The sequence below is a fragment of the Asticcacaulis biprosthecium C19 genome (assembly GCF_000204015.1).
Taxonomy (GTDB): Bacteria; Pseudomonadota; Alphaproteobacteria; order Caulobacterales; family Caulobacteraceae; genus Asticcacaulis; species Asticcacaulis biprosthecius.
This window is the reverse complement of sequence record NZ_GL883079.1, coordinates 419675-441165: the sequence shown is the minus strand read 5'-3', so window position 1 is coordinate 441165 and position 21491 is coordinate 419675. Positions and strand designations below refer to the sequence as shown.

Below are 21491 nucleotides of genomic sequence, written 5' to 3'. Positions count from 1 at the left end.
CGGCGCCGGCGCCTTCGCAGCGGGTGCCTGAGACGCTGGTGCCTGAGAAGCCGGGGCCTGAGAAGCTGGCGCCTGGGCTGCGGGAGCGGCCGACGAGGTCACAGCGCCCAGCGGCAGGTCAGCCAGGGACGGCGCCGACGAGGTCGCTTGTGAAGCCGCGGCCGGAGCCGGTTGCTGCGTCTGTTGCGCCGGCGTTTGCACCGTCAGCCCGGACGTGTCCAGGCTTTCCAGAGCCGACGCGCGTTCACGGCGGCTCTCGATATTGCCGACGATCGTCATGGCGATGGCCAGAGCGAAAAACAGGATGCCCAGGACGGACGTCGCCTTGGTCAGCAGGTTACCGGCGCCGCGCGCCGACACCAGACCGGCGGGACCGCCGCCCATGCCGAGGGCGCCGCCTTCCGAACGCTGGATCAGGACCAGACCGCCCAGGGCCAGGCAGACGAGGATTTGGATGGTAAGCAGGATGCCGAATAACATGTCAGGTGTTTGAACCGTGAAGGAAAGTCGCCGGGGGATTAGCATTGTCGCGGCCGGTTGGCCATAGGGCAATGCAGCTGTTGCGTCAGAAATATGACTTGCCGGCAGAATTACAAGTCCGGATAGACAACATCCAGCTTAATCTCCCGCGGCAATGATCGGTGCAAACTCATCCACGGTCAGGGAGGCGCCGCCAACCAGGGCGCCACCGACCCCCGACAGTTTCAGGACGTGCGCCGCATTGGACGGCTTCACCGACCCGCCGTACAGGAGTTTCGGTGTGGCCGCCGGAAAGCGGTTGTCCAACCAGGTTCTCACCAATGCGATCGCTTCACAGATCTGCGCATCGGAGGCGATCATGCCGGTGCCGATAGCCCACACCGGTTCGTAAGACACGTGAAATTCCTGACCCTCCAGTTCGTCGGGCAGACTATCCTTGAGCTGCTTGGTAAGGATGTCGACGGTCTTGCCCGCCTTGCGCTGGTCCAGGGTCTCCCCGATGCAGATGATCGGCGTCAGGCCGGCACGCAGCGCCGTTCTGACCTTGCGGGCCACCAGTTCACACGGCTCGAGATGACCGTGACGGCGTTCCGAGTGGCCTAGTATGACCATGGACGCCCCAGCATCCTTGAGCTGTGCGGCGGAAATGTCACCTGTATAGGCACCGCCGTCCATATAGTGGCAGTCCTGGCCACCCAACTTGACGGGCGAACCTTCCAGAACCTTTTGCATTGGCGCGAGGAGCGTGGCGGGTGGAAAAATGACAACCTCGGATGTGTGGTTGCGCGCAATATCGGCAATAGCTTCGGCGACCGGAAGTGCGGCCTTGAGACCGTTCATCTTCCAGTTGGCCGCGATCAGATGGCGTTGTGGCATTACGTTCTGTGCTGGCTGTTTTTGTGGCAGGCGCGCCGCCCCTCCCCGTCATTGTGGGGTAATCGATTGCGCACTTGCAAAAACCATAGACCGACAGGTGTCGCCAAGCCAACGAAAAAGGCGCGGAATCCCGTGGAACAAATAAATTCCCTTTGTAACAGCCATATTTGTGCCGTAAGAGGAGGCACATTTCAGCGCCATTCTCGGCGTTTCTTAGGTTGGAATACCGTTCATGATCAGCATTCTGCGCGATTTTACCAAGACTTGGATTTTCAAAGGGCTGATGATCCTCATCGCCGCGTCCTTCATCGGTGTGGGCGGCGCCAGCTACTTTAGTGGAAGCAACAGCACCGACGTTATCGTCGCCGGTAACGTCAAGGTCACGGCCGCCGAGTTCAAGGCCAATGTCGACAGCATGAAGCGGTATTACGAGACGCAGGGTCAGACGATTACCAACGAACAGCTGATCGCAGAAAATATTCCAGGGCGACTTCTGGCGCAACTGACGGACCGCAAAGCGACCATCGCCTGGCTCGACCGCTTGGGTGTACGGCCGTCCAGCAAGCTGATCCTGGCCGAGGTCGCCAAGATCCCGCTGTTCTTCAACAGCGTAACCGGCCGCTTCGATATGGATACCTATCGCCAACAACTGGCCAGCCGCGATATGACCGACAAGATGTTCGAAGCGGACCTGCGCGAACAGATCGCCGAGCAACAATACATCAGCAGCGCCCAGGCCGGTCTCGAAGCTCCGCGTGTCTTCGCCGCCACCGACGCCGCCTTCGGTCTGCAATCTCGCGACGCCAGCATGTTCTTCCTGTCACCTCAGAACGTCACCATGCCGGGCGAACCGACGCAAGCCGACATCGAGACCTTCTACAAAGCTAATCTCCAGCGCTTCACGCTGCCGGAATCGCGCGCCGCGTCGGTCATTACCTTCTCGGTCGTGAACTACGCCAAGTCGGTCAGTGTCAGCGACGAAGACCTGCGCCAGTTGTACGAAAGCCGCCGCGCTTCCCTGGCAACGCCGGAGGTGCGCACCTTCGTTCAGGTTCGCGCCCCCGATATGGCGGCGGCCAATAAGGTTTCCGCCGCGCTGAAGGCCGGCCGCAGCGCTGAAGAGGCCGCCAAGGCTAACAAGGGCGAAGTCATTTCCTACAGCCTGCGTCCGCAGACGGCGGTTGCCGACGACAAGATTGCCGAAGCCGCGTTCAAGATGCAGACCGGTGAGATTTCTGCTCCCGTTCAGGGCACACTGGGCATCTCGGTCATAAAGATGGGCGAGATCAAGATTGGCTCGGCGCCATCGTTTGAAAGCGCCCGCGCTCAACTGGACGAAGAGCTGCGCCGCCAACGGGCCACCGAGAAGTTGAATGAGGCCACCAACGCCTTTGCCGACGCCTTGGCCAAGGGCGAGGAATTCGACGCCGCGGCCCGGCGCCTGAACCTCACCGTCGCGCCGCTGGAGCCCATTACGGCCGACGGCATGGGCCGGTCGGGCACCAACTATTCGACCTATGGCGCCCTCGTGAAGGGTATTTTCGATCTGCCGCAGGTCGGCAGCGTATCGGAAGTCCTGCCGCTGGGCGAAGGCGAGTATTTTGCTTTGAAGCTCACCGGACTGCAGCCGTCGGGTGCGCCCCCCCTTGCCCAGGTCCAAGCCGAATTGGCGGTTCTGTGGCGTCGTGAAAAGGCAGCGGAAACCATCAACGCTGAAGCCGACAAGGCCATGGCGCGCCTTGCCAAGGGCGAGACGCTGGCAGCCGTTGCCGCCAGCTACAAGGCCGAGGTGCGCAGCCAGAAGGCCATAACCTTGCAGACGGCGCAGCAGATGCAGATGCCCCAGGCCGTGGCTGCGCGCGTGTTTTCATCCAAGGCCGGTGAGACCTTCGTCGCCGAAATGCCGGTCCAGGGTGTTCCCGCCGTCGCCATTGGGCGTCTCGACGCCATCCACCAGGGCGATGCAACCCAGGCCAATACGATGGCGACGATGAGCAAGGCTCAGGCCAGCCAGGCGCTGGGGCAAGACATGGGCACCGTGATACAGAAGAATGCGCGCGTGGCCGTCAAGGCCAAGTCGAACACGGAAGCGGCCTACCGTGCCCTGGGTCTGGAACCGCCCGCAGCGGCCGGCAGCGAGTCATCGAGCAAGGCCGGAAGTAAGTCGTGACGGGGATCGGAATGACGGTTGTCGCCCAGAGTACGTTTGAAGCCGCCTATGATGCTGGTCAGCCACAAATCGTCTGGCGGAAGCTGATAGACGATCTGGAAACACCGGTATCGGCCTATCTTAAGTTGGGTCGTGACCGGCCTTACAGTTTCCTGTTCGAATCGGTCGAAGGCGGTGCCCTGTCGGGTCGCTATTCTATCCTGACGTTGAATCCGGACATGGTCTGGCGCTGCTTCGGTGAACGCGCCGAGTTGGCGGAAGGTTCGGCCGCCATAACCAAAGGATTGTATACCGTCGAAGCCTCTCCAACGCTTGAGAGCCTGCGCGGACTGGTGGCTTCCAACAAAATGGCCATCCCCGAGGGACTGCCGCCGATGGTCTCAGGCTTGTTCGGCGTCTTCGGCTACGACATGGTGCGGTTGATCGAGCCCTTGGGCCAGGCCAATCCCGATCCCTTGGCCTTGCCGGATGCCGTCGTGGTTCGCCCCAGCGTCATCTGCGTCTTCGACAATGTCGCGCACGAGATTTTGCTGGCCTCACCGGTCTGGCCGGACGCCGCTCGCGCCCAGGACGCCTATAGCGCTGCATGCGCACGTCTGGACACGGTCGAGGCGGATCTACGCGTGCCTTTGGCCGCTCAACCGACGCCGCGTGACCACAACCAGGAACCCTTGATGTCGCCGACCTCGCCGATCGATTTCGGCGCTATGGTGACGGCGTCCAAGGAGTATATCGCGGCGGGCGATATTTTCCAGGTGGTGCTGAGCCACCGTTTCGAGGCGTCCTATGGGCTGGATCCGTTTGCCTTCTACCGCAGCCTGCGCCGGCACAATCCCTCGCCTTACCTGTTCTATCTGAACTTCGGTGAGTTCCAGTTGGCGGGATCGTCGCCGGAAATCCTGGTGCGTGTCCGCGACGGCAAGCTGACCATCCGGCCGATCGCCGGAACGCGTCCTCGTGGCAAGACAGCCGAGCAAGACAAGGCTCTGGAGACGGAGCTTCTCGCCGATCCGAAGGAACTGTCGGAACATCTGATGCTGCTGGACCTGGGGCGCAACGATGTCGGCCGGGTGGCCAAACCGGCCACGGTGAAGGTGACTGAGAAGTTCATCATCGAACGCTACAGCCACGTTATGCACATCGTTTCGAACGTGGAAGGCGATGCACCGGCGGACCTGGACCCGGTGGATGCCTTGCTGGCCGCCTTGCCGGCGGGAACGCTGTCGGGTGCACCGAAGGTACGGGCGATGGAGATCATCGACGAACTGGAAGCCGTGAAACGCGGGGTCGGTTATGGTGGCGGTGTTGGCTACATCAGCAGCAGCGGCAGCGTCGATGTCTGTATCGTGCTTCGTACCGCCATCTTCAAGGACCAGATGATCTATGTCCAAGCCGGCGCCGGCGTTGTCGCTGACAGCGTGCCGCAGATGGAATATGAAGAAACGTGCCATAAGGCCAGTGCGCTGATCAAGGCTGCGCAGGACGCCTGGCGGTACATCTACCAAAAGAACTAATGGGGCGCGGGGTTTGTGACCCCGCATGTCTTAAGTCTTTCGGTTAGTGTTCCACCACGGCGGTCATGGCGGACAGCTCAAAATCCGCCTGCTGCTTTACTTGAACCACCGGTTCAGCCTGAGCCACAACCTGTTTAGCCGGCTCGCTCCCAGCCACCGTCGCCAGCAAAGCCCCCGACAGGGCAAAACCCGCCACAGCCGCCATAGCCAGCAGGCCGTTACGCGGCTTCCCCCGGGTCGACAGAAGCTCAAGGGCATGATCAAGGCGATGATCGCGGTCGGACATAAAACACCTGCGCACAGACTTTGTATGTCGGCAGTTAACCCCGCATCGGTTAATCAATCTTAACCAAAAAGCAAAATCTTAAGGCTTTTAAAGCCGGGCACTTTTCCTTACATACAAGGCTGGAGGCGCCCCATGATCCTGGTCATCGACAACTACGACAGCTTTACCTACAATCTCGTCCACTATCTGGCCGAGTTGGGCGCCGACACGCAGGTTTATCGTAACGATGCCCTCAGTGTTCAGGATGCTCTGGCTTTGGCGCCAAAGGCGATACTCCTCTCGCCTGGCCCGTGCGCACCCGACCAGGCCGGCATTTGCCTGCCTCTGCTGCGCGCCGCGCCGGAAGACATGCCCGTCCTGGGCGTCTGCTTGGGTCACCAATCCATAGGCCAGGCCTATGGCGGCGATGTCATCCGCGCCAAGACCCTGATGCATGGCAAGACATCTCAGATACATCACAACAATATGGGTATTTTCAAAGACTTACCGAGCCCTTTTACAGCGACTCGTTACCACTCGCTGGCCGTCAAGAAGGAAACCTTGCCCGAGGACCTCATCATTACCGCGTGGACGGCCGACGGCGAAATCATGGGCGTCCAGCACAAGACCCGGCCGATCTACGGCGTCCAGTTCCATCCCGAATCGATCGCCACCGAAGGCGGCCACCAGCTTCTGGCCAACTTCCTGGAACTGTCCGGCATCGAAAGCCACAACCTCTATGTCTGACGCCTTCAAGCCTCTGCTGGCCAAACTGGCGGACGGTGCCACCCTGGACGGTGACGACGCCGAAACCTTCTTTGCGGCCTGCCTACGCGGCGAACCCACCCCGGCCCAGGTTGCCGCGGCTGTCACCGCCATCCGCCTGCGCGGGGAAACCGTCGGGGAAATCGCCGCCTGCGCCCGCGCCATGCGCAATGCCGCCATCAAGCTGGACCATCCCTACGATGTCGTCGACGTTTGCGGCACGGGCGGCGATGGCCTGCACACATTGAACATCTCGACCGCGGTCGGCTTTGTCGCCGCCGGCGGCGGATTGAAGGTCGCCAAACACGGCAACCGCGCCATTACCTCCAAGTCCGGCACGGCCGATGTCCTATCGGCGCTTGGGGTCAACATCGAGGCCACGCTGGAACAGCAGCGCAAGGCGTTGGACGAAGCCGGGATCTGCTTCCTGTTCGCCCAGGCGCACCATGGCGCCATGCGGCACGTCTCACCGATCCGCCAGCAATTAGGTTTCCGCACGATTTTCAATCTCTTGGGACCGCTTTCTAATCCAGCAGGTGCGAAACGGCAGGTCGTCGGTGTCCCGCATGTGCGCTTTGTCGAGCCAATTGCCCAAGCCCTGGGCGCGCTGGGTGCCACGCGGGCCTGGTCCGTGCACGGCTCGGGACTGGATGAACTGACAACGACTGGCGAAACCGAAGTCGCTGAATGGCATAACGGCAATGTCCGTCTGTTCCGCGTCACGCCCGAAGCCGTCGGCCTGCCGCGTGCCGCCCTGGCGGATATCGTCGGCGGCGCCCCTGAACACAACGCCGCCGCGCTGCGCGCGATGCTTGAGGGCGAAAAGGGCGCCTATCGCGATATCGTCCTGCTGAACTCGGCGGCTGCCTTCCTGGTCGGCGACAAGGTCGAAACCTTGAAGGATGGAATTGCTTTGGCGGCCGAGACCATCGACAGCGGTAAGGCGCGCCAGGCCCTGGACCGTCTCGCCGCTATCACGCATTCCTGACAAAGACTGATTTTTCACCGCCTTACCGAACGCGTAGGCTTGCGGCAGAGTAAAGGAGCTTCCATGGCCGATATCCTGGAACAGATCGCTACCTACAAGCGCGAAGACGTAGCCCAACGGCGGACGGCAATAAGCATGGGCGATCTCGAATCGCAGATCGAAGCCGTTGGCCCGGCGCGGGGGTTCATGCGGGCCCTGATAGAGGGCAAGCGCCCGCAGAGCCTGTCACTGATCGCCGAGGTCAAGAAGGCCAGCCCGTCCAAAGGACTGATTCGCGAAGATTTCGACCCCGCCTTCCTGGCGCAGTGTTACCAAGCGGGCGGGGCGTCTTGTCTGTCGATCTTGACCGACAATCCCAGCTTCCAGGGGCACGAATCACACTTCCAAGCAGCACGGTCCGCCGTCACCCTCCCCTGTATCCGCAAGGAATTTCTGGTCGATGCCTGGCAGGTGACCGAATCGCGAGCCCTGGGCGCCGATGCGATTCTGGTGATCATGGCCATGGTCGACGACGTCCTGGCGGAAGACCTGATCGACGCCGCACACCACTACGGCATGGACGCGCTGGTGGAAGTCCATGATGCCGACGAGATGGAAAGAGCCCTTAAGCTGCGATCCAAGCTGATTGGGATAAATAACCGTAATCTCAGGGATTTCAGTGTCGATCTGAAGACAACCGAAGTGCTGGCCGAAAGGGTGCCGAGCGACCACGTCCTTGTGGCCGAAAGCGGTATTTTTACGCCCTTCGACGTGCAAAGGCTGGCTTTCACCGGCGCGACCGCCATGCTGGTCGGCGAAAGCCTTATGCGGCAAGTCGATGTGACGGAAGCGACCAAAAATCTATTGGCGTTAGCTTGACATTAACGGGAACACATATAGAACATCGGCCATGAGTTCATGACTTGTTCCGACGGACGGAACAACTGAGCCGCAGGGTGTTCTGACATGCTGACGACCAAACAACGCGAACTGCTGATGTTCATCCATGAGCGCATCAAGGAAGGCGGCGTTTCGCCTTCGTTTGATGAGATGAAGGAAGCGCTCGATCTCGCCTCGAAATCCGGCATTCACCGTCTGATCACCGCCCTGGAAGAACGCGGCTTTATCCGGCGCCTGGCGCACAGGGCGCGTGCCCTCGAAGTCATCAAATTGCCTGACCAGGCCACGACTTCAGCGCCGCCTCGCGGCCGCCAGGCCTTTGTACCGCAGGTGGTCGAAGGCACCCGTCCGGCCGCTGAAGCGCCCAGGGCCGTCAATGACGATACCCGCGAGTTGCCGTTGCTTGGCAAGATTGCCGCCGGCGTTCCGATCGAAGCCATGGGACAGGAACGCGATCGGCTGCGTGTGCCAGAGTCTATGCTGGGCGCGGGAGAACACTACATTCTCGAGATCGATGGCGACTCGATGATCAATGCCGGTATTCTCAATGGCGACTTTGTCGTTATCAAGAAGACCGACACCGCCCAATCCGGTGAAATTATCGTCGCCCTGGTGGACGATGAAACCGCGACCCTGAAGCGCCTGCGCAAGAAGGGCGCCTCGATCGCCCTGGAAGCCGCCAATCCGGCCTATAAGACTCAAATTTACAATGACGGTCAGGTTCGTATCCAGGGCAAACTGGTCGGTCTGATGCGTCGTTACCACTAAAACTCGTCGCCCTCGGATGGCGACGACCAATAGCGATTGCCTCTTAAGGGCTGGGCGGCCTTGATCGCCCAGCCCATTTCGTTGCGCGTCAATTCCATAGCGCCGAGGCGGCGGAAATCACCGGCACTGATCCGGTTGACAGTAGAACAAGTGGCCGGCCAATCCCCGACTGGGTTCCGCATCACCACTAAGGTGCTTGCGGCGCAGAGTTCCGCCAGGCGCTTGTCGTTTGGTGGTTTGTTGCCGAACCAGAAGCCGACCTTCACTGGGTTCGAAGGCAGCGGAACGCAGCCATAGCCTTTGCAGAGATAGTCACGATCCCTTGCCGCCTCGTCCAGGGTCCTCAAACCGTAGTGCTGCGTCCATTGCTCGAAACCAAATTGCCTGACCTTGGGACGCAAAACGTAGGCACCATCTGCCAGGCGGACGGCCGCATTGCCGCCCTGCGGATCGATCCAGATGTCGGGAGGTGCAACCCGTGGCCACCAGACGATAGAGGAGGCTACGACAAGACCGGCCCAACGCACCTTGCCGCGCATCAAACAAACCCAAATCAGACCCATTGTAGCGACCGCCAGTACGAAGCCAGGCGCCGAAGACAAGGTCACCACAGCGTACGGCAGGTCCGACGTCCAGGCAGCGATCTCCTTGATGAGCCACAAACCACCCCCGGCAATGCGAAGAAATATCCAGCCAAGGGGTGTCGCGGCGAGAGCCGTGCCCAGAGCCAAGCAAGGCATAACGACAAACGCCGTAATGGGTGCCTCTAAGAGGTTGGACAACAAACTGTAAACAGAAAAGCGGTTGAAATAGGCGATTGCGAAGGGTGTGGTCGCCAGGGTCGCAACAAACGACGCGACCAGAGACAGTTTGGCGCCGTTCAGCGCGGCCTGAAAGGCACGCACCCAAAGGGGCACGCTGATTTCGCGAATGTCAGGCTTGACCGTTTCCGCCAGCGCCAGCAGCGCCGCCGTAGCGCAGAACGACATCTGGAAACCCGGCTGGATAACGACTTCCGGCGTCAAAGCAATCACAATCAGCGCGGCAATCGCCAGGGCCCGCAGGCTCAAGGCCCGGCGATCGAACAGAATCGCGGCGAAGGCCACGCATGCGACGACGGCGGCGCGAACAGCTGGCGCCGGCGCACCGGAAATGGCCAGATAGACAAGAATGCAGACAATGCTGATCGCGGCGGCAATCTTCTTGACCGGTATACGCAGCGCCAGCGGCGGCATGGCGGCCATAGCGCCGCGCAGGAAAAAGAAGATGAAGCCACCGACGACAGCCATGTGAACGCCGGAAATTGACAGAATATGGGCCAGACCCGAGTCGCGCATGTCTTCGATCAAACGCTCGGGCACATAGGCTTCGTGCCCGGTCACCATAGCCGCGGCGAAGCCACCCAATGCCTCACCCTCTTTGAAGCCGGGCTTGATCTGCGCGACCAGGGTTTCCGTCAGATCCCATCGGGCTCGGTTAAGGGCCAGCATCAGTTTCAAACGCATGCCCTGCGGCGGCGCCTCGATCTTTTCGATCCGTCCAGGGACGAAGCCAACGCCACCTAAGCCTTGGAACCAGGCGTTGCGGGCAAAGTCATAGCCATCGGGCATGGAGGGGGACGGCGGCGGATTCAGCAGAACAAAGACCGAGATTGCGTCGCCAGGCTTAATGCCCGCGCCCTCGATAGAACCTGGTCGGAGACTAACGCGCAACCTGACGGGTGTGTCATCCGACGGCAGTCCGCGGATAGAAATCGGCGCGAGAACCAACCGGGGCTGATCGGCGGACGGAGAAACGTTGTCGACGACAAATGCCTGCACACTGTATTGGCCTCGGTCGACGCTGATGACGGGTGCCCGAACCTGTTCTGTGCGGAGCTTGGTGATCCCTACACCCGCGACAAACAAGACCAAAAGCAGTGTAAAATTATAGAGATATAGCGATGTACTGAAGCGGCGCGCGAGCGCCAGCGCTCCTATCGCCAGACCGATGGGCAGGCCGACCCAAACCCAGGCAGGCTCATGGCGGAGCTCAAGATAAACGGCCGCCCCCAAACCCATGGCAACAGGAAGCCACAGAAAGGCACGCCCTCGCTGGGCCGCCAATATGTCGGAAAACCCAGTTCCGAGTTGCTCTCCCGTAGGCCACGACAGCCGCTGCAAACCTACCCCCGATTGCCGATATCCTCGGCACACCTGACCACGCAACGTCGCGCACGGCAAGTACCCTACGAAAAACCAGGCGTGAGGATTGCTCGCAACAACAGTTCACTTCACAAAAGCGTGTAGTCTCTCTCCGAACCGCCGATAGCCTGCCAACAAAATGTTACGCCAAATGAATAGGTTACGTAACAGACCTCGATAGGTCCGCGGATCGTCCTTGAAACAATTCCTCCGTTGACGATCATTTCGATGGGTTTTCGTACCGCTTGCGGGAACACACGCCCGACAATCCTTAACGAGCCTCTTTTCATTTAGGATTACAGTTTATATAGCAGGCGCAGCGCAAATCTCATTGCGCCGCACAAACACAAAATTTTAGGGGCAAGCGTACATGACCCAGACTTCTCCTGCTCAACTGACACTTGGCGACAAGACGATCACCCTCCCCGTTTCGAAAGGCACACTTGGGCCGGACGTACTGGATATCCGCAAGCTGTACGCGGAGACCGATGCCTTCACCTACGACCCGGGTTTTACCTCGACGGCCTCGTGCGAGAGCAAGATTACCTTTATCGACGGTGATGCAGGTGTATTGCTGCACCGAGGCTACCCGATCGGTCAGCTTGCCGAAAAATCCAGCTTCCTTGAAGTGTGCTATCTGCTGCTGCACGGTGAATTGCCCCAGGCTGCCGAATACGAAAAATTCGAGACGACGATCACGCGTCACACCATGCTGCATGAGCAGTTCGACCGCTTCTTTTCGGGCTTCCGCCGCGACGCCCACCCGATGGCCGTCATGACTGGCGCGGTCGGCGCCCTGTCGGCCTTCTATCACGACAGCCTGGACATCCATGATCTGCGCCAACGCGAAATCTCGGCCCACCGCCTGATCGCCAAGATGCCGACGATCGCGGCGCGCGCCTTCAAATACAGCGTCGGCCAGCCCTTCGTGCATCCGCTGAACAAGCTGAGCTATACCGAGAACTTCCTGCGTATGTGCTTCGCCGTTCCGGCCGAAGAGTATGTCGTCAATCCCGTCGTGGCCAAGGCCATGGACCGCATCTTCATCCTTCATGCCGACCACGAGCAGAACGCCTCGACCTCGACCGTCCGCCTGGCCGGTTCGTCGGGCGCCAATCCTTTCGCCTGTATCGCCGCCGGCATTGCCTGCCTGTGGGGCCCCAGCCATGGCGGCGCCAACGAAGAGGCGCTGAACATGCTGAAGGAAATCGGAACGCCCGAGCGCGTCAAGGAATTCGTCGCCGGCGTGAAGGACCGTAAGTACCGCCTGATGGGCTTTGGTCACCGCGTCTACAAGAACTACGACCCGCGTGCGACCGTCATGAAGCAGTCGGCCGATGAGGTCCTGGCGGCCGTGGGCGATTCGAACGACCCGTTGTTCCAAGTCGCCAAGGAACTGGAACAGGTGGCGCTGAACGACGACTTCTTCATTTCGCGCAAGCTGTATCCGAATGTCGACTTCTATTCCGGCATTACCCTGTCGGCCATGGGCTTCCCGACGACCATGTTCACCGTGCTGTTCGCCCTGGCGCGTACCGTCGGCTGGATCGCCCAGTGGAAGGAAATGATCGAGGATCCTTCGCAGAAGATCGGCCGCCCGCGCCAGCTCTATACCGGCGCGACGCAGCGCGATTACGTGCCGATTTCCTCGCGCGGCTGAGATTGGTGAAAATGCCCGGGACCGCTGGTTCCGGGCATTTTTTTATAGAGTTAGGAAGTCGAGGACCGCCCGCGCCGCTTTTTCCGCGGGCGGGCGCTGGCCGCGGCCCATCCGGTCCAGAGCCTGAAACTGGTCTTCGACCTGCCGGTCGCGCAAGGCTTTGTCGTCCAGGCGTTGGTTTATCGCCTTGAGCAGGTTTTCCGGCGTACAGGCCGGTTGGATGAATTCCGGTGCGATCTCCCTGCCGGCCGCAATGTTGAACAGAGTCACATACTTGATCGTGGCGATGGTCTTGAAAATCCACCAGGTCAGGGGCTCGACCTTGTAGGCGATGATCATCGGGCAGCCAGCCAGGGCCAACTCGGTCGAAACCGTGCCCGAACACGCCAGCGCCAGTGTCGACGCCCGCATGGCCGAGTATTTATCGTCTTCGTTCTCGATGAGGTGCAGCCGCAACGGAAGATCCTTGACCGCCGGTACGACGAGGTTGCGGACGGTTTCGGCCACCGGCATGACCAGGGTGAGTGCTGGACGGGATTTGCTGAGGGCCAGCAGGGTTTCGACGAATGTCGGTAGCAACCTTTTGATCTCGCCCGGCCGCGAGCCCGGCAGCACCATCAGCAGAGAGTCATCGGGTTCAATGCCGATCTTGCGGCGGAAGGCGGCCGGGTCGGCTTTCGAAAAATCGACGTTCAGCGCGGGGTTGCCGACCACGATGGTTTTGAGGCCTTCACGCTCGAAATAGGGGGCGTCCATGGGATGCAGGGCCAACAGAAGGTCGACGGCCTTGGCCAGGGTTTTGGCGCGACCGGGACGGGTCGCCCAGACCTGGGGACCGACATATTTGATCAGCGGCACCCTGGGCATGATTTTTCGAATGGCGTGGGCGGCGCGCAAGGTGAAGCCCCAGGAATCAATCAGGACGACCGCGTCGGGCTTTTCTGCGGCCGCCAGGGCGGCGGTGTCACGGACCCTCGCATTGACCCTCGGCAGGGCTTTGAGGCCTTCCAGCATGCCCAGGATGGACAGTTGCGCGATATCGAAGGGGCTCTGGACGCCCTGCTCGGCCATGCGGGCGCCGCCGACGCCGACAAAGGCGAAATTCGTCTCAGGCGCCTGTTTGCGTAGCTCGACCATCAGCCCGGCGCCCAGCATATCGCCGGAGGCTTCAGCGGCAATCAGCATGATCTTGAGGGGGTTAGTCATGGTGGCCGTAGAGGAAGACGCCCAGTTCGGCGGCGCGGGCGTGGGTGGCGGTCTTATCGACCACAAGCAGGTGACCGGCACGGGCAACGATCCCGCTAAGGCCTGACGCAGCCGCGTCCTCGATGGTCGAGACACCGATGGTCGGCATGTCGAGACGCAGGTCCTGGATGGGCTTGGCCAGTTTGGCGAGAACCCCCTTGCGATGGGCAATCGAACCGCGGAGTGAGGGGGAAGAGCGCCTACCCGACGGAGCATATTCTGGGTGCCTTCCTGAGCTTCGACGGCCAGGGTGATGCGCCCAGCGACGACCACGGCCTGCCCGATATCGAGCGCCCCGATGGCGGCGGCGATGCGCATGGCTTCCTGGGCGTCTTCCATGGCTTCGGGCGACGGGTCCGGCCCGGCTTGCAGACCGCGACCCAATAGGAGTTCGGGATTGGCTTCGTGGGCGCCTTCGATGTGGTAGCCCTGGGAGGCTATGACCTTCGCAACCTGCCGCAGCAGTGAGTCGTCGCCACCGCGTCCGGCCGACTGGATGCTGTTCAGGTGCTGGGCGCCGTGTTCTTTTTTCATGTCGTCGAAGTCGGGGCGCTGAACATAGCCGCACATGGTCACAGCCTTGCACTGCTCGGTCGCCAGAATCTCGAACAGCTTTGCAAAGTCCCCCAGGCCGAGGGTGTGGCCGGGATGGTCGTTCAGGGCTGGGTCGGACAGGCCCTCGATGCGGACGACGATATAAGGCCGTTGAGTCCTGGCGACGTATTGGGCGACTTCGACGGGGAGCGCGCCGCCGCCGGAGATGAGGGCGAGTTTTTGCGGGGAATTTGACATGGTCGGTTTGTCCGGCACCGTTAGTTATGGGGTGTGGGGCCAAAGAGAGATTCTGGGGCCCCACGAAGCCTTCTACGTCTTTGTCTTGATCCCTGGCCCGTTGGGCCGGGTCAAGACAAAGAAAAGGAGAGACGTGGGGCCACGGGCCCCACACCCCGTAACTAGTCAGATGGCAAACAAATCGGCCGCGTCGAGTCCTCACGGATAAACTGCACGATCTCCACCACCTGGTCGATGTCCGAAAAATTCTCCAGCACGTCGTCCAGCCGTTCCTGGAAGGTACCTTCCTCGGCGAACATCATCCGGTAGGCCGTCCGCAGCGCCAGGATAAGCTCACGTGAGAAGCCACGGCGCTTCAAACCGACAAGGTTCAACCCCTCCAGACGCGCATGATTGCCCCACACGGATCCATACGGAATGACGTCCTTCGTCACCACAGCTCCGCCGCCGATAAAACAATACCGACCTAACCGTGCAAACTGGTGCACCGCGCACGATCCCCCCAGGAACACGAAATCGCCGATCTTTACGTGACCGCCGACACTGGCGAGGTTCGCCAGAATGACGTTGTTGCCCAGGATGCAGTCGTGGGCGATGCCCGATCCCGACATGAACATGCAGTCATTGCCGACCTCGGTGACGCCGCCACCCTTTTCCGTGCCGGTGTGCATGATCACATGCTCACGGACCAGGTTGCGTTCGCCGACCACCAAGCGAGTCGGCTCGCCCTTGTGCGCCAGATGTTGCGGCGGACCGCCCAGGCACGCAAAGGGATGCACAACGGTTTCGGAGCCAATCTCGGTGATCCCGTCAATCACCACGTGAGACTTCAAATTCACCCGGTCTTTCAACGTCACCTGGGGACCCACAATGCAATAGGGCCCGACATGAACCCCCTCGCCCAGCATGGCCCCGTCGTGCACGATCGCCGTCGGGTGAATTGTAACCGTCATTTTGGACTCTCAACCACCATCGCCGCAAACTCCGCCTCGCAGACGATCTTGTCGCCGACATAGGCCTCGCCGCGGAACTTGAAGACATCACCGCGATGCCGCACCACCTCTACAGGCATGCGCACCACGTCGCCCGGCCGAACCGGGCTACGGAACCGTACACCATCCACCGACATAAAGAAGATGGTCTTGCCTTCAACTTCTACGTCCAAAGATTTCGACATCAGCACGGCCCCGGTCTGGCCCATGGCTTCGATAAGCAGCACGCCCGGCATGACCGGGTTTTCCGGGAAGTGGCCGGTAAAGAACGGCTCGTTAAACGTCACGTTCTTGATGCCGGTCATCGACTTGTTCTTGACCCAGTTCTCACCACGATCAATCAGCAGAAACGGATAACGATGCGGGATGCGCTTCAGGATCTCGGCGTAATCCACGGCGACGCCGGCTGCCGGAGCCACCGTCTCCAGGTCAGCGCCCGGCACATCCTGCTCAGTTGTCGTCATCGTATCCATCATCCTTTGTCCTTGCCAGAATCCTTGCCAGGATCTTTTGAGGAGTCCTTACTCGACTCCTTTACCGCCGCGTTCTTTTCCAGCCACACCACTTCACGCAAGAACTGCCGCGACGGCTTGGCCGGGAAGCCCGACACCATGGCGCCTGGCGCCACGTCCTTAAACACAATTGCCCCAGCGGCAACCTTGGCGCCAGCCCCAATTTCAATATGATCTATAATTCCGGCCCGGCCACCGAACATAGCGCCGTCACCGATCCGCACCGAGCCCGACAAGCCCGAATGGGCCGCGACGATGCAGTTACGCCCTATACGTACATTGTGGGCAATTTGGACCATATTGTCGATCTTGGTCGCCTCACCGACGATCGTATCTTCAAAAGCGCCCCTGTCGACACAGGTTCCGGCACCAATGCTGACATCGTCCTGCAGGATCACTCTGCCGAGTTGGGGGACGTCGACCAGGCCGCGCGCGTCACCCGACACACCAAAGCCGGCTTCGCCGATTCGCACCCCGGACGACAACTGCACGCGATCACCCAGCAAGGCGCAATAAATGGTGCTGTGGGCGCCGATATGACAGTCACGGCCGATACGGACCCCCGGTCCAATCACGGCATAGGCTTCGATGCGCGTCCCGGCACCGATTTCGACATCCTGACCGATAACGACTCCGACGCCCAGCATAACCCCGTCTTCCCGCTTAACACTGGGGTGGACGGGCGACGCGCCTTCATGCATACGGGGCCGGTAGAGCCGCGACGCCAGACGCGCCCAGGAGGCCTGTGGCGCAGGACTGATGATTGGCACGCTCTTATCCGGAACGTGCTCGATATAGTCCGAATGGACGAAGACGAATTCCGCCTCGGTCCGGTGGAGATTTGTCAGGTAGCGGCGGTCCGAAAAAAAGGCCGCCTTACCGGGACCGCCCAAAGATAAAGGGGCGCAGGCCGTTACGAACCCGCTCCCCTTCCGGCCCGGGACCCCCAGGCGCGTCGATGTCAGCACCGCCACCTGATCGAGGTCTATTTTTGAACCGATATCAAAAAAGCGCAGATCAGGCATAAGGCAATTCGACTCGTTATTTCTTTTGCGCCGGAGCCCCTTGAGCAGCCTGGGCCTGCGCGGCTTGTTGTTCGAGGTTGACGCGATTGATTTGCGGCAACTGCTCGCCCGAAGCATCCATCTTCTGCACAACCGAAGCCGTAATGTCCATGGCCGGATTCACATAGAGGACTTCTTGACTTTGATTGTTAGGCCCGCCGACCTGGTATTGCAACAGGCCATCGGCACGAACCACCATCGAGCACTGCTTTTGCGTCACAACCGTGTTGATCTGCGGGATCATTTTTTCCATGACAGAGTTGATCGCTATCTGCGTCGTATAACGCATCTCTTCCTCACGCAGTTGCACCTTACGCTGCCAGATTTCACCCTTCTGCGCCCAGGCCTGAACCTTGCCTTCCCACTGCTTCTTTCCGGCTTCGGTTGCCGTGGCCGTCTTTTGGGTATCCTGAAGCTGCTTCTCCTCGGCCTGGAGCGCTTCGCTTTCACCGGTCAGCTCGGCCTTGACCTGAGCCTGCAATTGCGCCAGGCGCGCATTGGCTTGCTGACCCAGCTTGGAGTCAGCCAGGGCCTTACCGGTATCGAGAACGCATTGTCCCGGAATGGCGGCGCCAAAGGTCGGCGGAGTCGGCGATGTCTGAGCGAAGGCCTGGCCCGCGGCGGTCAGAGCCAAAACGCCGGCGAGAGCAACGAGCGATGTCTTTGTCATGGTGAGGATGCTTTTTTTAGAATTGAGTGGATTGCGAGAAGCGGAAGGTTTCGACCTTGTCGTAGTCAGCCTTGGACAGGACCTGACTGAGATCGAACTGGATCGGACCCATTGGCGACTTCCACCGGATGGTGAGACCCGCGGAAATACGAGCCGTGAAATCGTCCCGGATGCCCGGATTGGTCTGCCCTGGCGTCGTCGTGCCAGGTCCGTAGACCTTAAGCGACTTATCGATACCTCCGAGCGTACCTATATCGAGAAATAAAGCCGTTTTAAGGCCGTACTGATCCGGCAGCCCGTTGGGAACACCCAGTTCCGCGGAACCGATGGCATAGGTCTGGCCGCCCAGGGCATAGGTCGAACTGATGTCCCGCGGACCGATACCGGCGTATTCGAAGCCGCGCATCGTGTCGCCGCCCTTGAAGAAGCGGTCGTTAATGCGCACCGAGTCACCGCCCCATGGCACCTTGGTACCCGCCGAGCCGGACACGTGCAGAATCATGTCCTTGCGGAAGCCATGGTACCAGTGCGCTTCACCTTCGGTCGCGACATACTTCACGTCACCACCCAGGCCGGCGATATCCTGCCGCAGGACAGCATTCCAGCCACGGGTCGGTTGGATGAAGTCGTTACGACGATCATACGACAGAGAGTAACCAACCGAAGAGGTCAAGCCGTTACCGCAGCTGTAAAGCAAGCTGTCGCAGTTGTTGGCCGTCGTCGAGATATAGTCCTTGCGGATGTTGTATCGCAGACGCAGGACTGAATAGCCATTCAGGTTATAGCCCAGGCGAAGACCGGCGCCGCTCGATTCCGTGCGGAAGTCGACGCCGCGATAGCGGTAGGAACTGGAGAAGATGTCAAAACCGGCCGACACGTTGCGGCCCATGAAGCGCGGCTCGGTGAAGGAGAAGTCGATGTCCTTCTGGATCGAGCCGGTCTGGATACGGGCGCGCACGTCCTGGCCCGTACCACGGAAGTTGCGTTGCGAGATGCCGATATCGAGGATGAACTTCTGGATCGACGAGAAACCGGCGCCAAACGACAGTTCGCCGGTTGGCTGTTCGACCACAGCGACTTCGATATTGGTCTTGCCGGCAGCCGGCGAAGGCTTTTCACTGATCTTAACGCCCTCTTCGCCTTCCTTGAAGAAGCCAAGGCCAGCAATATAGATGCGCGACCGCTCCAGCAACGCCTTGTTGTAGGCATCGCCTTCCGAAACCAGCATCTGGCGGCGGATAACACGGTCAAGCGTTTGGGTATTGCCGACGATATTGACCTTGTCGATATAGACGCGCGCACCTTCGTGAACGTTGAAGACCAAATCGACTTTCTTGGTATTGGGGTCGGCTTCTTCCTGCGGACGGATGTCGACAAAGGCAAAGCCCGACGAACCGGCGGCAAAGGTCAGGTCGTCGACCGCCTTTTCGACGCGGTCGCTTTCATACAGCTGACCGGGACGGATAGCGACAGAACGCTGAAGATTTTCCGCCTTCAACTTGTCGTTGTCGGTCTTGATGGTGATGCGGCCAAAATTGTACTTTTCGCCTTCGTCCAGGGTGTAGGAGATGACGAAGTCTTTGCGGTCCGGCGTCAGTTCCGCCACGGCCGAAATGATACGGAAGTCGTAGTAGCCACGGTTGGTATAGAACTTGCGCAGCTGCTCCCGGTCATAATCCATACGGTCCGGGTCGTAGTTGTCGTTCGACGAGAAGAATTTCCACCACAGCGACTTCTGGGTGACGACCACGCCCTTCAAGTCATTGTCGGAAAAGGCCTTGTTGCCGACGAAATTGACCTGCGATACGCCCGTCTTGGGACCTTCATCGATTTCGAAAATCAGGTCGACCCGCTTTTGCGGCAGTTCGACGATCTTGGGCGTCACGGTGGCAGCGATACGACCACCCTTGCGGTACAGTTCGACGATACGCTGAACGTCTTCCTGAACCTTGGCCTTGGTGAAGACGCCGCGCGGACGAATCTGCACTTCCTCGCGCAGCTTGTCCTTGGTCATCGCCTTGTTGCCTTCGAAGACCACCTGGTTGATGATCGGGCTTTCGACCACGGTCACCACCATCTCACTACCCTGCATCTGGATCTGAACGTCCGAGAACAGGTCTGTGCGGTAAAGCGTCTTGACGGCCAGGTCGATCATTTCGGCATCGACCGTCGCGCCAGCCTGGAAAGGCAGGTACGAAACGATGGTCTGATTGTCGATACGTTCGTTGCCTTCGACCCGAATAGCGCTGACATAAGCGGTCGCCGCCCGCTGCTGCGCGCCGGCGGGCTCGTCCTGCATGTAGGTGCGCGCTTCGACCCCGGTAGCGGCGACGGTCAGACCGGCCAATGCCAGTAAGCTGACGCCAAGGGTAAGGGAGCGGGACAGGGTCATAGTGCCTCTTTTATGCATGGACCTAACCGGGGTTACGGTAGCAGCGCGACGTGGCAACCACATCATGAAAACAACCCCCCAATGAACTTTGTCAGTCCGTGATTATTGATATCGTTCCAGAACGCGAACGTCATTAAGCCTAATACCAGTACTACGGCAATTCGGAAGGCCGCGCTCTGGATTTCCGGCGAAATAGGTTTTCTGGTCACACCTTGCCACAGGAAAAAGGCCAGGTGACCGCCATCTAGCGCGGGAATCGGCAGCAGGTTCAGGAATCCCACCGCGATCGAGATATAAGCCATGTACTGTAGGTAGGTGTAAAGCAGATTGAGCACCTTGATATGCACAGGCGCCTCGTACTGCGTCAGGGCAACCGTCACATCACCTGTCGTCTTGGTCATGCCGACGATACCGCCGATCTGATTTCCGTTTTCCTTACCGGTGAAAATGCGCGCGATATAGGTCAGGTTGGTGTCGAGCGCGCGCCAGGTTTCGTTATTACCTCTGACCAGAGCTTCGATCGGATTGTAGCGCACCCGAACCGCCGGCTCTCCCATGATGATACCCAATTGCCCGACCTTCAGTTCGGGATTGGGCCCCTTGGGGTCGACCGAGACCCGACGCGGCGTTGCGGTCAGCTCGACGTTCGCCCCGGCGCGTTCCACGACAAACCGCGTTGCCGTGGCGCCGCGCAGCATGATCAGCATGCGGGCTTCGGTCTCGCTGTTCACAGACTTGCCGTCGATAAAACGAATGATATCTCCGGCCTGGAAGCCGGCGACGGCCGCCGGACTGCCAGCTTCAACCTGGCTGACCTTGGACGGGATAACGCGCTCGCCCCCGGTCGCAAAGATAAAGGTGAAGATGGCTATGGCCAGGATGAAGTTCGCCACCGGCCCGGCCAGAACGACCAGAAACCGCTGCCACAGCGGTTTGAAATGGAAATACTCGCTAACGGCCGCGGTGCCTTCTCGCTGGGTGATGGCTTCGCGCGACGCTTCCAGTTCCTCGGCCGAGGGCATCATCGAGGTGACGTTCTCATCACCGGCAAACTTGACATAGCCACCCAGCGGCAGTGCGCTAATGCACCATTCGGTGCCGCGCTTGTCCTTGCGACGGAGGAGGATTTTACCGAAACCTACCGAGAAGCGTTCGATGCGCGTACCGAACAGGCGTGCGACCGAGTAATGGCCAAATTCGTGGAAGGTCACGATCAGCGAAATGATGATCAGGAACGGGACAATGCCGATGATGAAATTTAACAAGCACCGTCCTC

At 60.1% G+C, this 21491-nt stretch carries 19 protein-coding genes and 1 pseudogene; 7 read left to right on the top strand and 13 right to left on the bottom strand.

What is annotated here, in order from left to right:
• Positions 1–480: preprotein translocase subunit SecG (gene secG, locus ABI_RS17240; RefSeq protein ID WP_040309686.1), on the bottom strand; the 480-nt coding region annotated here is incomplete at its 3' end.
• Positions 481–618: 138 nt separating this feature from the next.
• Positions 619–1356 (bottom strand): triose-phosphate isomerase, encoded by a 738-nt coding sequence (gene tpiA, locus ABI_RS17235; RefSeq protein WP_006274334.1) that lies wholly within the window; start codon positions 1354–1356, stop codon positions 619–621.
• Between the two features lie 232 nt (positions 1357–1588).
• Between tpiA and ABI_RS17230 the strand changes: the two genes are divergently transcribed.
• Together ABI_RS17230 and trpE are read left to right on the top strand one after the other, a co-directional pair.
• On the top strand, positions 1589–3526 hold the full coding sequence (locus ABI_RS17230) for a peptidylprolyl isomerase (protein WP_006274333.1): 1938 nt from the start codon (positions 1589–1591) through the stop codon (positions 3524–3526).
• Between the two features lie 11 nt (positions 3527–3537).
• Positions 3538–5040, top strand: coding sequence for an anthranilate synthase component I (gene trpE / locus ABI_RS17225; RefSeq protein ID WP_040309558.1), 1503 nt, complete (start codon positions 3538–3540; stop codon positions 5038–5040).
• Positions 5041–5083: 43 nt separating this feature from the next.
• On the opposite strand, the gene ABI_RS17220 is transcribed toward trpE, so the two are convergent.
• Positions 5084–5326: a hypothetical protein gene (locus tag ABI_RS17220; RefSeq protein WP_006274330.1), complete on the bottom strand. Its 243-nt coding sequence runs from the start codon at positions 5324–5326 to the stop codon at positions 5084–5086.
• Positions 5327–5458: 132 nt separating this feature from the next.
• On the opposite strand from ABI_RS17220, the gene ABI_RS17215 reads away from it, so the two are divergent.
• The 4 genes from ABI_RS17215 (at position 5459) to lexA (ending at position 8705) form a co-directional block, all read left to right on the top strand.
• Positions 5459–6052, top strand: a complete 594-nt coding sequence (locus ABI_RS17215) for an anthranilate synthase component II (RefSeq protein ID WP_006274329.1) — start codon at positions 5459–5461, stop codon at positions 6050–6052.
• Positions 6045–7058, top strand: coding sequence for an anthranilate phosphoribosyltransferase (gene trpD / locus ABI_RS17210; protein WP_006274327.1), 1014 nt, complete (start codon positions 6045–6047; stop codon positions 7056–7058). The genes ABI_RS17215 and trpD overlap by 8 nt, the downstream gene beginning before the upstream one ends.
• A 63-nt stretch (positions 7059–7121) precedes the next feature.
• Positions 7122–7916: an indole-3-glycerol phosphate synthase TrpC gene (gene trpC, locus ABI_RS17205; protein WP_006274326.1), complete on the top strand. Its 795-nt coding sequence runs from the start codon at positions 7122–7124 to the stop codon at positions 7914–7916.
• Positions 7917–8003: 87 nt separating this feature from the next.
• On the top strand, positions 8004–8705 hold the full coding sequence (lexA, locus tag ABI_RS17200) for a transcriptional repressor LexA (RefSeq protein WP_006274325.1): 702 nt from the start codon (positions 8004–8006) through the stop codon (positions 8703–8705).
• Here lexA and ABI_RS17195 read toward each other — a convergent pair.
• On the bottom strand, positions 8702–10867 hold the full coding sequence (locus ABI_RS17195; protein WP_157138976.1) for a ComEC/Rec2 family competence protein: 2166 nt from the start codon (positions 10865–10867) through the stop codon (positions 8702–8704). The two genes, lexA and ABI_RS17195, sit on opposite strands and share 4 nt — an antisense overlap.
• Before the next feature lie 391 nt (positions 10868–11258).
• On the opposite strand from ABI_RS17195, the gene gltA reads away from it, so the two are divergent.
• On the top strand, positions 11259–12548 hold the full coding sequence (gltA, locus tag ABI_RS17190; RefSeq protein ID WP_006274323.1) for a citrate synthase: 1290 nt from the start codon (positions 11259–11261) through the stop codon (positions 12546–12548).
• Between the two features lie 42 nt (positions 12549–12590).
• On the opposite strand, the gene lpxB is transcribed toward gltA, so the two are convergent.
• The 9 genes and pseudogenes from lpxB to ABI_RS17150 all read right to left on the bottom strand — a co-directional run bounded on the left by lpxB (position 12591) and on the right by ABI_RS17150 (position 21480).
• Positions 12591–13733, bottom strand: coding sequence for a lipid-A-disaccharide synthase (gene lpxB, locus ABI_RS17185; RefSeq protein WP_006274322.1), 1143 nt, complete (start codon positions 13731–13733; stop codon positions 12591–12593).
• A 13-nt stretch (positions 13734–13746) separates the two neighbouring features.
• Positions 13747–13902: a UDP-2,3-diacylglucosamine diphosphatase LpxI domain-containing protein gene (gene lpxI, locus ABI_RS26490; RefSeq protein ID WP_280959746.1), complete on the bottom strand. Its 156-nt coding sequence runs from the start codon at positions 13900–13902 to the stop codon at positions 13747–13749.
• A 140-nt stretch (positions 13903–14042) separates the two neighbouring features.
• Positions 14043–14585 (bottom strand): annotated as a pseudogene (lpxI, locus tag ABI_RS26485) (UDP-2,3-diacylglucosamine diphosphatase LpxI domain-containing protein); the annotation flags it as partial.
• 161 nt (positions 14586–14746) lie between these two features.
• Positions 14747–15538 carry an acyl-ACP--UDP-N-acetylglucosamine O-acyltransferase gene (gene lpxA / locus ABI_RS17175; protein WP_040309556.1) on the bottom strand — a complete coding sequence of 264 codons (792 nt, stop codon included), beginning with the start codon at positions 15536–15538 and terminating at the stop codon, positions 14747–14749.
• Positions 15535–16053 (bottom strand): 3-hydroxyacyl-ACP dehydratase FabZ, encoded by a 519-nt coding sequence (fabZ, locus tag ABI_RS17170; protein WP_245531381.1) that lies wholly within the window; start codon positions 16051–16053, stop codon positions 15535–15537. The genes lpxA and fabZ overlap by 4 nt, the downstream gene beginning before the upstream one ends.
• Positions 16050–17114 (bottom strand): UDP-3-O-(3-hydroxymyristoyl)glucosamine N-acyltransferase, encoded by a 1065-nt coding sequence (lpxD, locus tag ABI_RS17165; RefSeq protein ID WP_006274316.1) that lies wholly within the window; start codon positions 17112–17114, stop codon positions 16050–16052. The genes fabZ and lpxD overlap by 4 nt, the downstream gene beginning before the upstream one ends.
• Before the next feature lie 16 nt (positions 17115–17130).
• Complete coding sequence (locus ABI_RS17160; protein WP_006274315.1) at positions 17131–17823, bottom strand: OmpH/Skp family outer membrane protein; 693 nt, start codon at positions 17821–17823, stop codon at positions 17131–17133.
• Positions 17824–17839: 16 nt separating this feature from the next.
• A complete protein-coding gene (gene bamA / locus ABI_RS17155) occupies positions 17840–20215 on the bottom strand; it encodes an outer membrane protein assembly factor BamA (RefSeq protein ID WP_006274314.1) in 2376 nt (791 codons plus the stop codon).
• A gap of 62 nt (positions 20216–20277) precedes the next feature.
• The gene (locus tag ABI_RS17150; RefSeq protein ID WP_006274313.1) at positions 20278–21480 is read right to left on the bottom strand and encodes a M50 family metallopeptidase; all 1203 of its coding nucleotides are present in this window, start codon (positions 21478–21480) and stop codon (positions 20278–20280) included.
• Between the last annotated feature and the right edge of the window lie 11 nt (positions 21481–21491).

Coding starts and splice junctions, on each gene's coding strand:
- lpxD (WP_006274316.1), bottom strand. CDS start 17,114: ATGCCTGATCTGCGCTTTTTTGATATCGGTTCAAAAATAGACCTCGAT.
- bamA (WP_006274314.1), bottom strand. CDS start 20,215: ATGACCCTGTCCCGCTCCCTTACCCTTGGCGTCAGCTTACTGGCATTG.
- trpD (WP_006274327.1), top strand. CDS start 6,045: ATGTCTGACGCCTTCAAGCCTCTGCTGGCCAAACTGGCGGACGGTGCC.
- gltA (WP_006274323.1), top strand. CDS start 11,259: ATGACCCAGACTTCTCCTGCTCAACTGACACTTGGCGACAAGACGATC.
- fabZ (WP_245531381.1), bottom strand. CDS start 16,053: ATGATGGATACGATGACGACAACTGAGCAGGATGTGCCGGGCGCTGAC.
- ABI_RS17220 (WP_006274330.1), bottom strand. CDS start 5,326: ATGTCCGACCGCGATCATCGCCTTGATCATGCCCTTGAGCTTCTGTCG.
- trpC (WP_006274326.1), top strand. CDS start 7,122: ATGGCCGATATCCTGGAACAGATCGCTACCTACAAGCGCGAAGACGTA.
- trpE (WP_040309558.1), top strand. CDS start 3,538: ATGACGGTTGTCGCCCAGAGTACGTTTGAAGCCGCCTATGATGCTGGT.
- tpiA (WP_006274334.1), bottom strand. CDS start 1,356: ATGCCACAACGCCATCTGATCGCGGCCAACTGGAAGATGAACGGTCTC.
- ABI_RS17160 (WP_006274315.1), bottom strand. CDS start 17,823: ATGACAAAGACATCGCTCGTTGCTCTCGCCGGCGTTTTGGCTCTGACC.
- ABI_RS17215 (WP_006274329.1), top strand. CDS start 5,459: ATGATCCTGGTCATCGACAACTACGACAGCTTTACCTACAATCTCGTC.
- ABI_RS17230 (WP_006274333.1), top strand. CDS start 1,589: ATGATCAGCATTCTGCGCGATTTTACCAAGACTTGGATTTTCAAAGGG.
- lpxA (WP_040309556.1), bottom strand. CDS start 15,538: ATGACGGTTACAATTCACCCGACGGCGATCGTGCACGACGGGGCCATG.
- lpxB (WP_006274322.1), bottom strand. CDS start 13,733: ATGCTGATTGCCGCTGAAGCCTCCGGCGATATGCTGGGCGCCGGGCTG.
- lexA (WP_006274325.1), top strand. CDS start 8,004: ATGCTGACGACCAAACAACGCGAACTGCTGATGTTCATCCATGAGCGC.
- lpxI (WP_280959746.1), bottom strand. CDS start 13,902: ATGCCGACCATCGGTGTCTCGACCATCGAGGACGCGGCTGCGTCAGGC.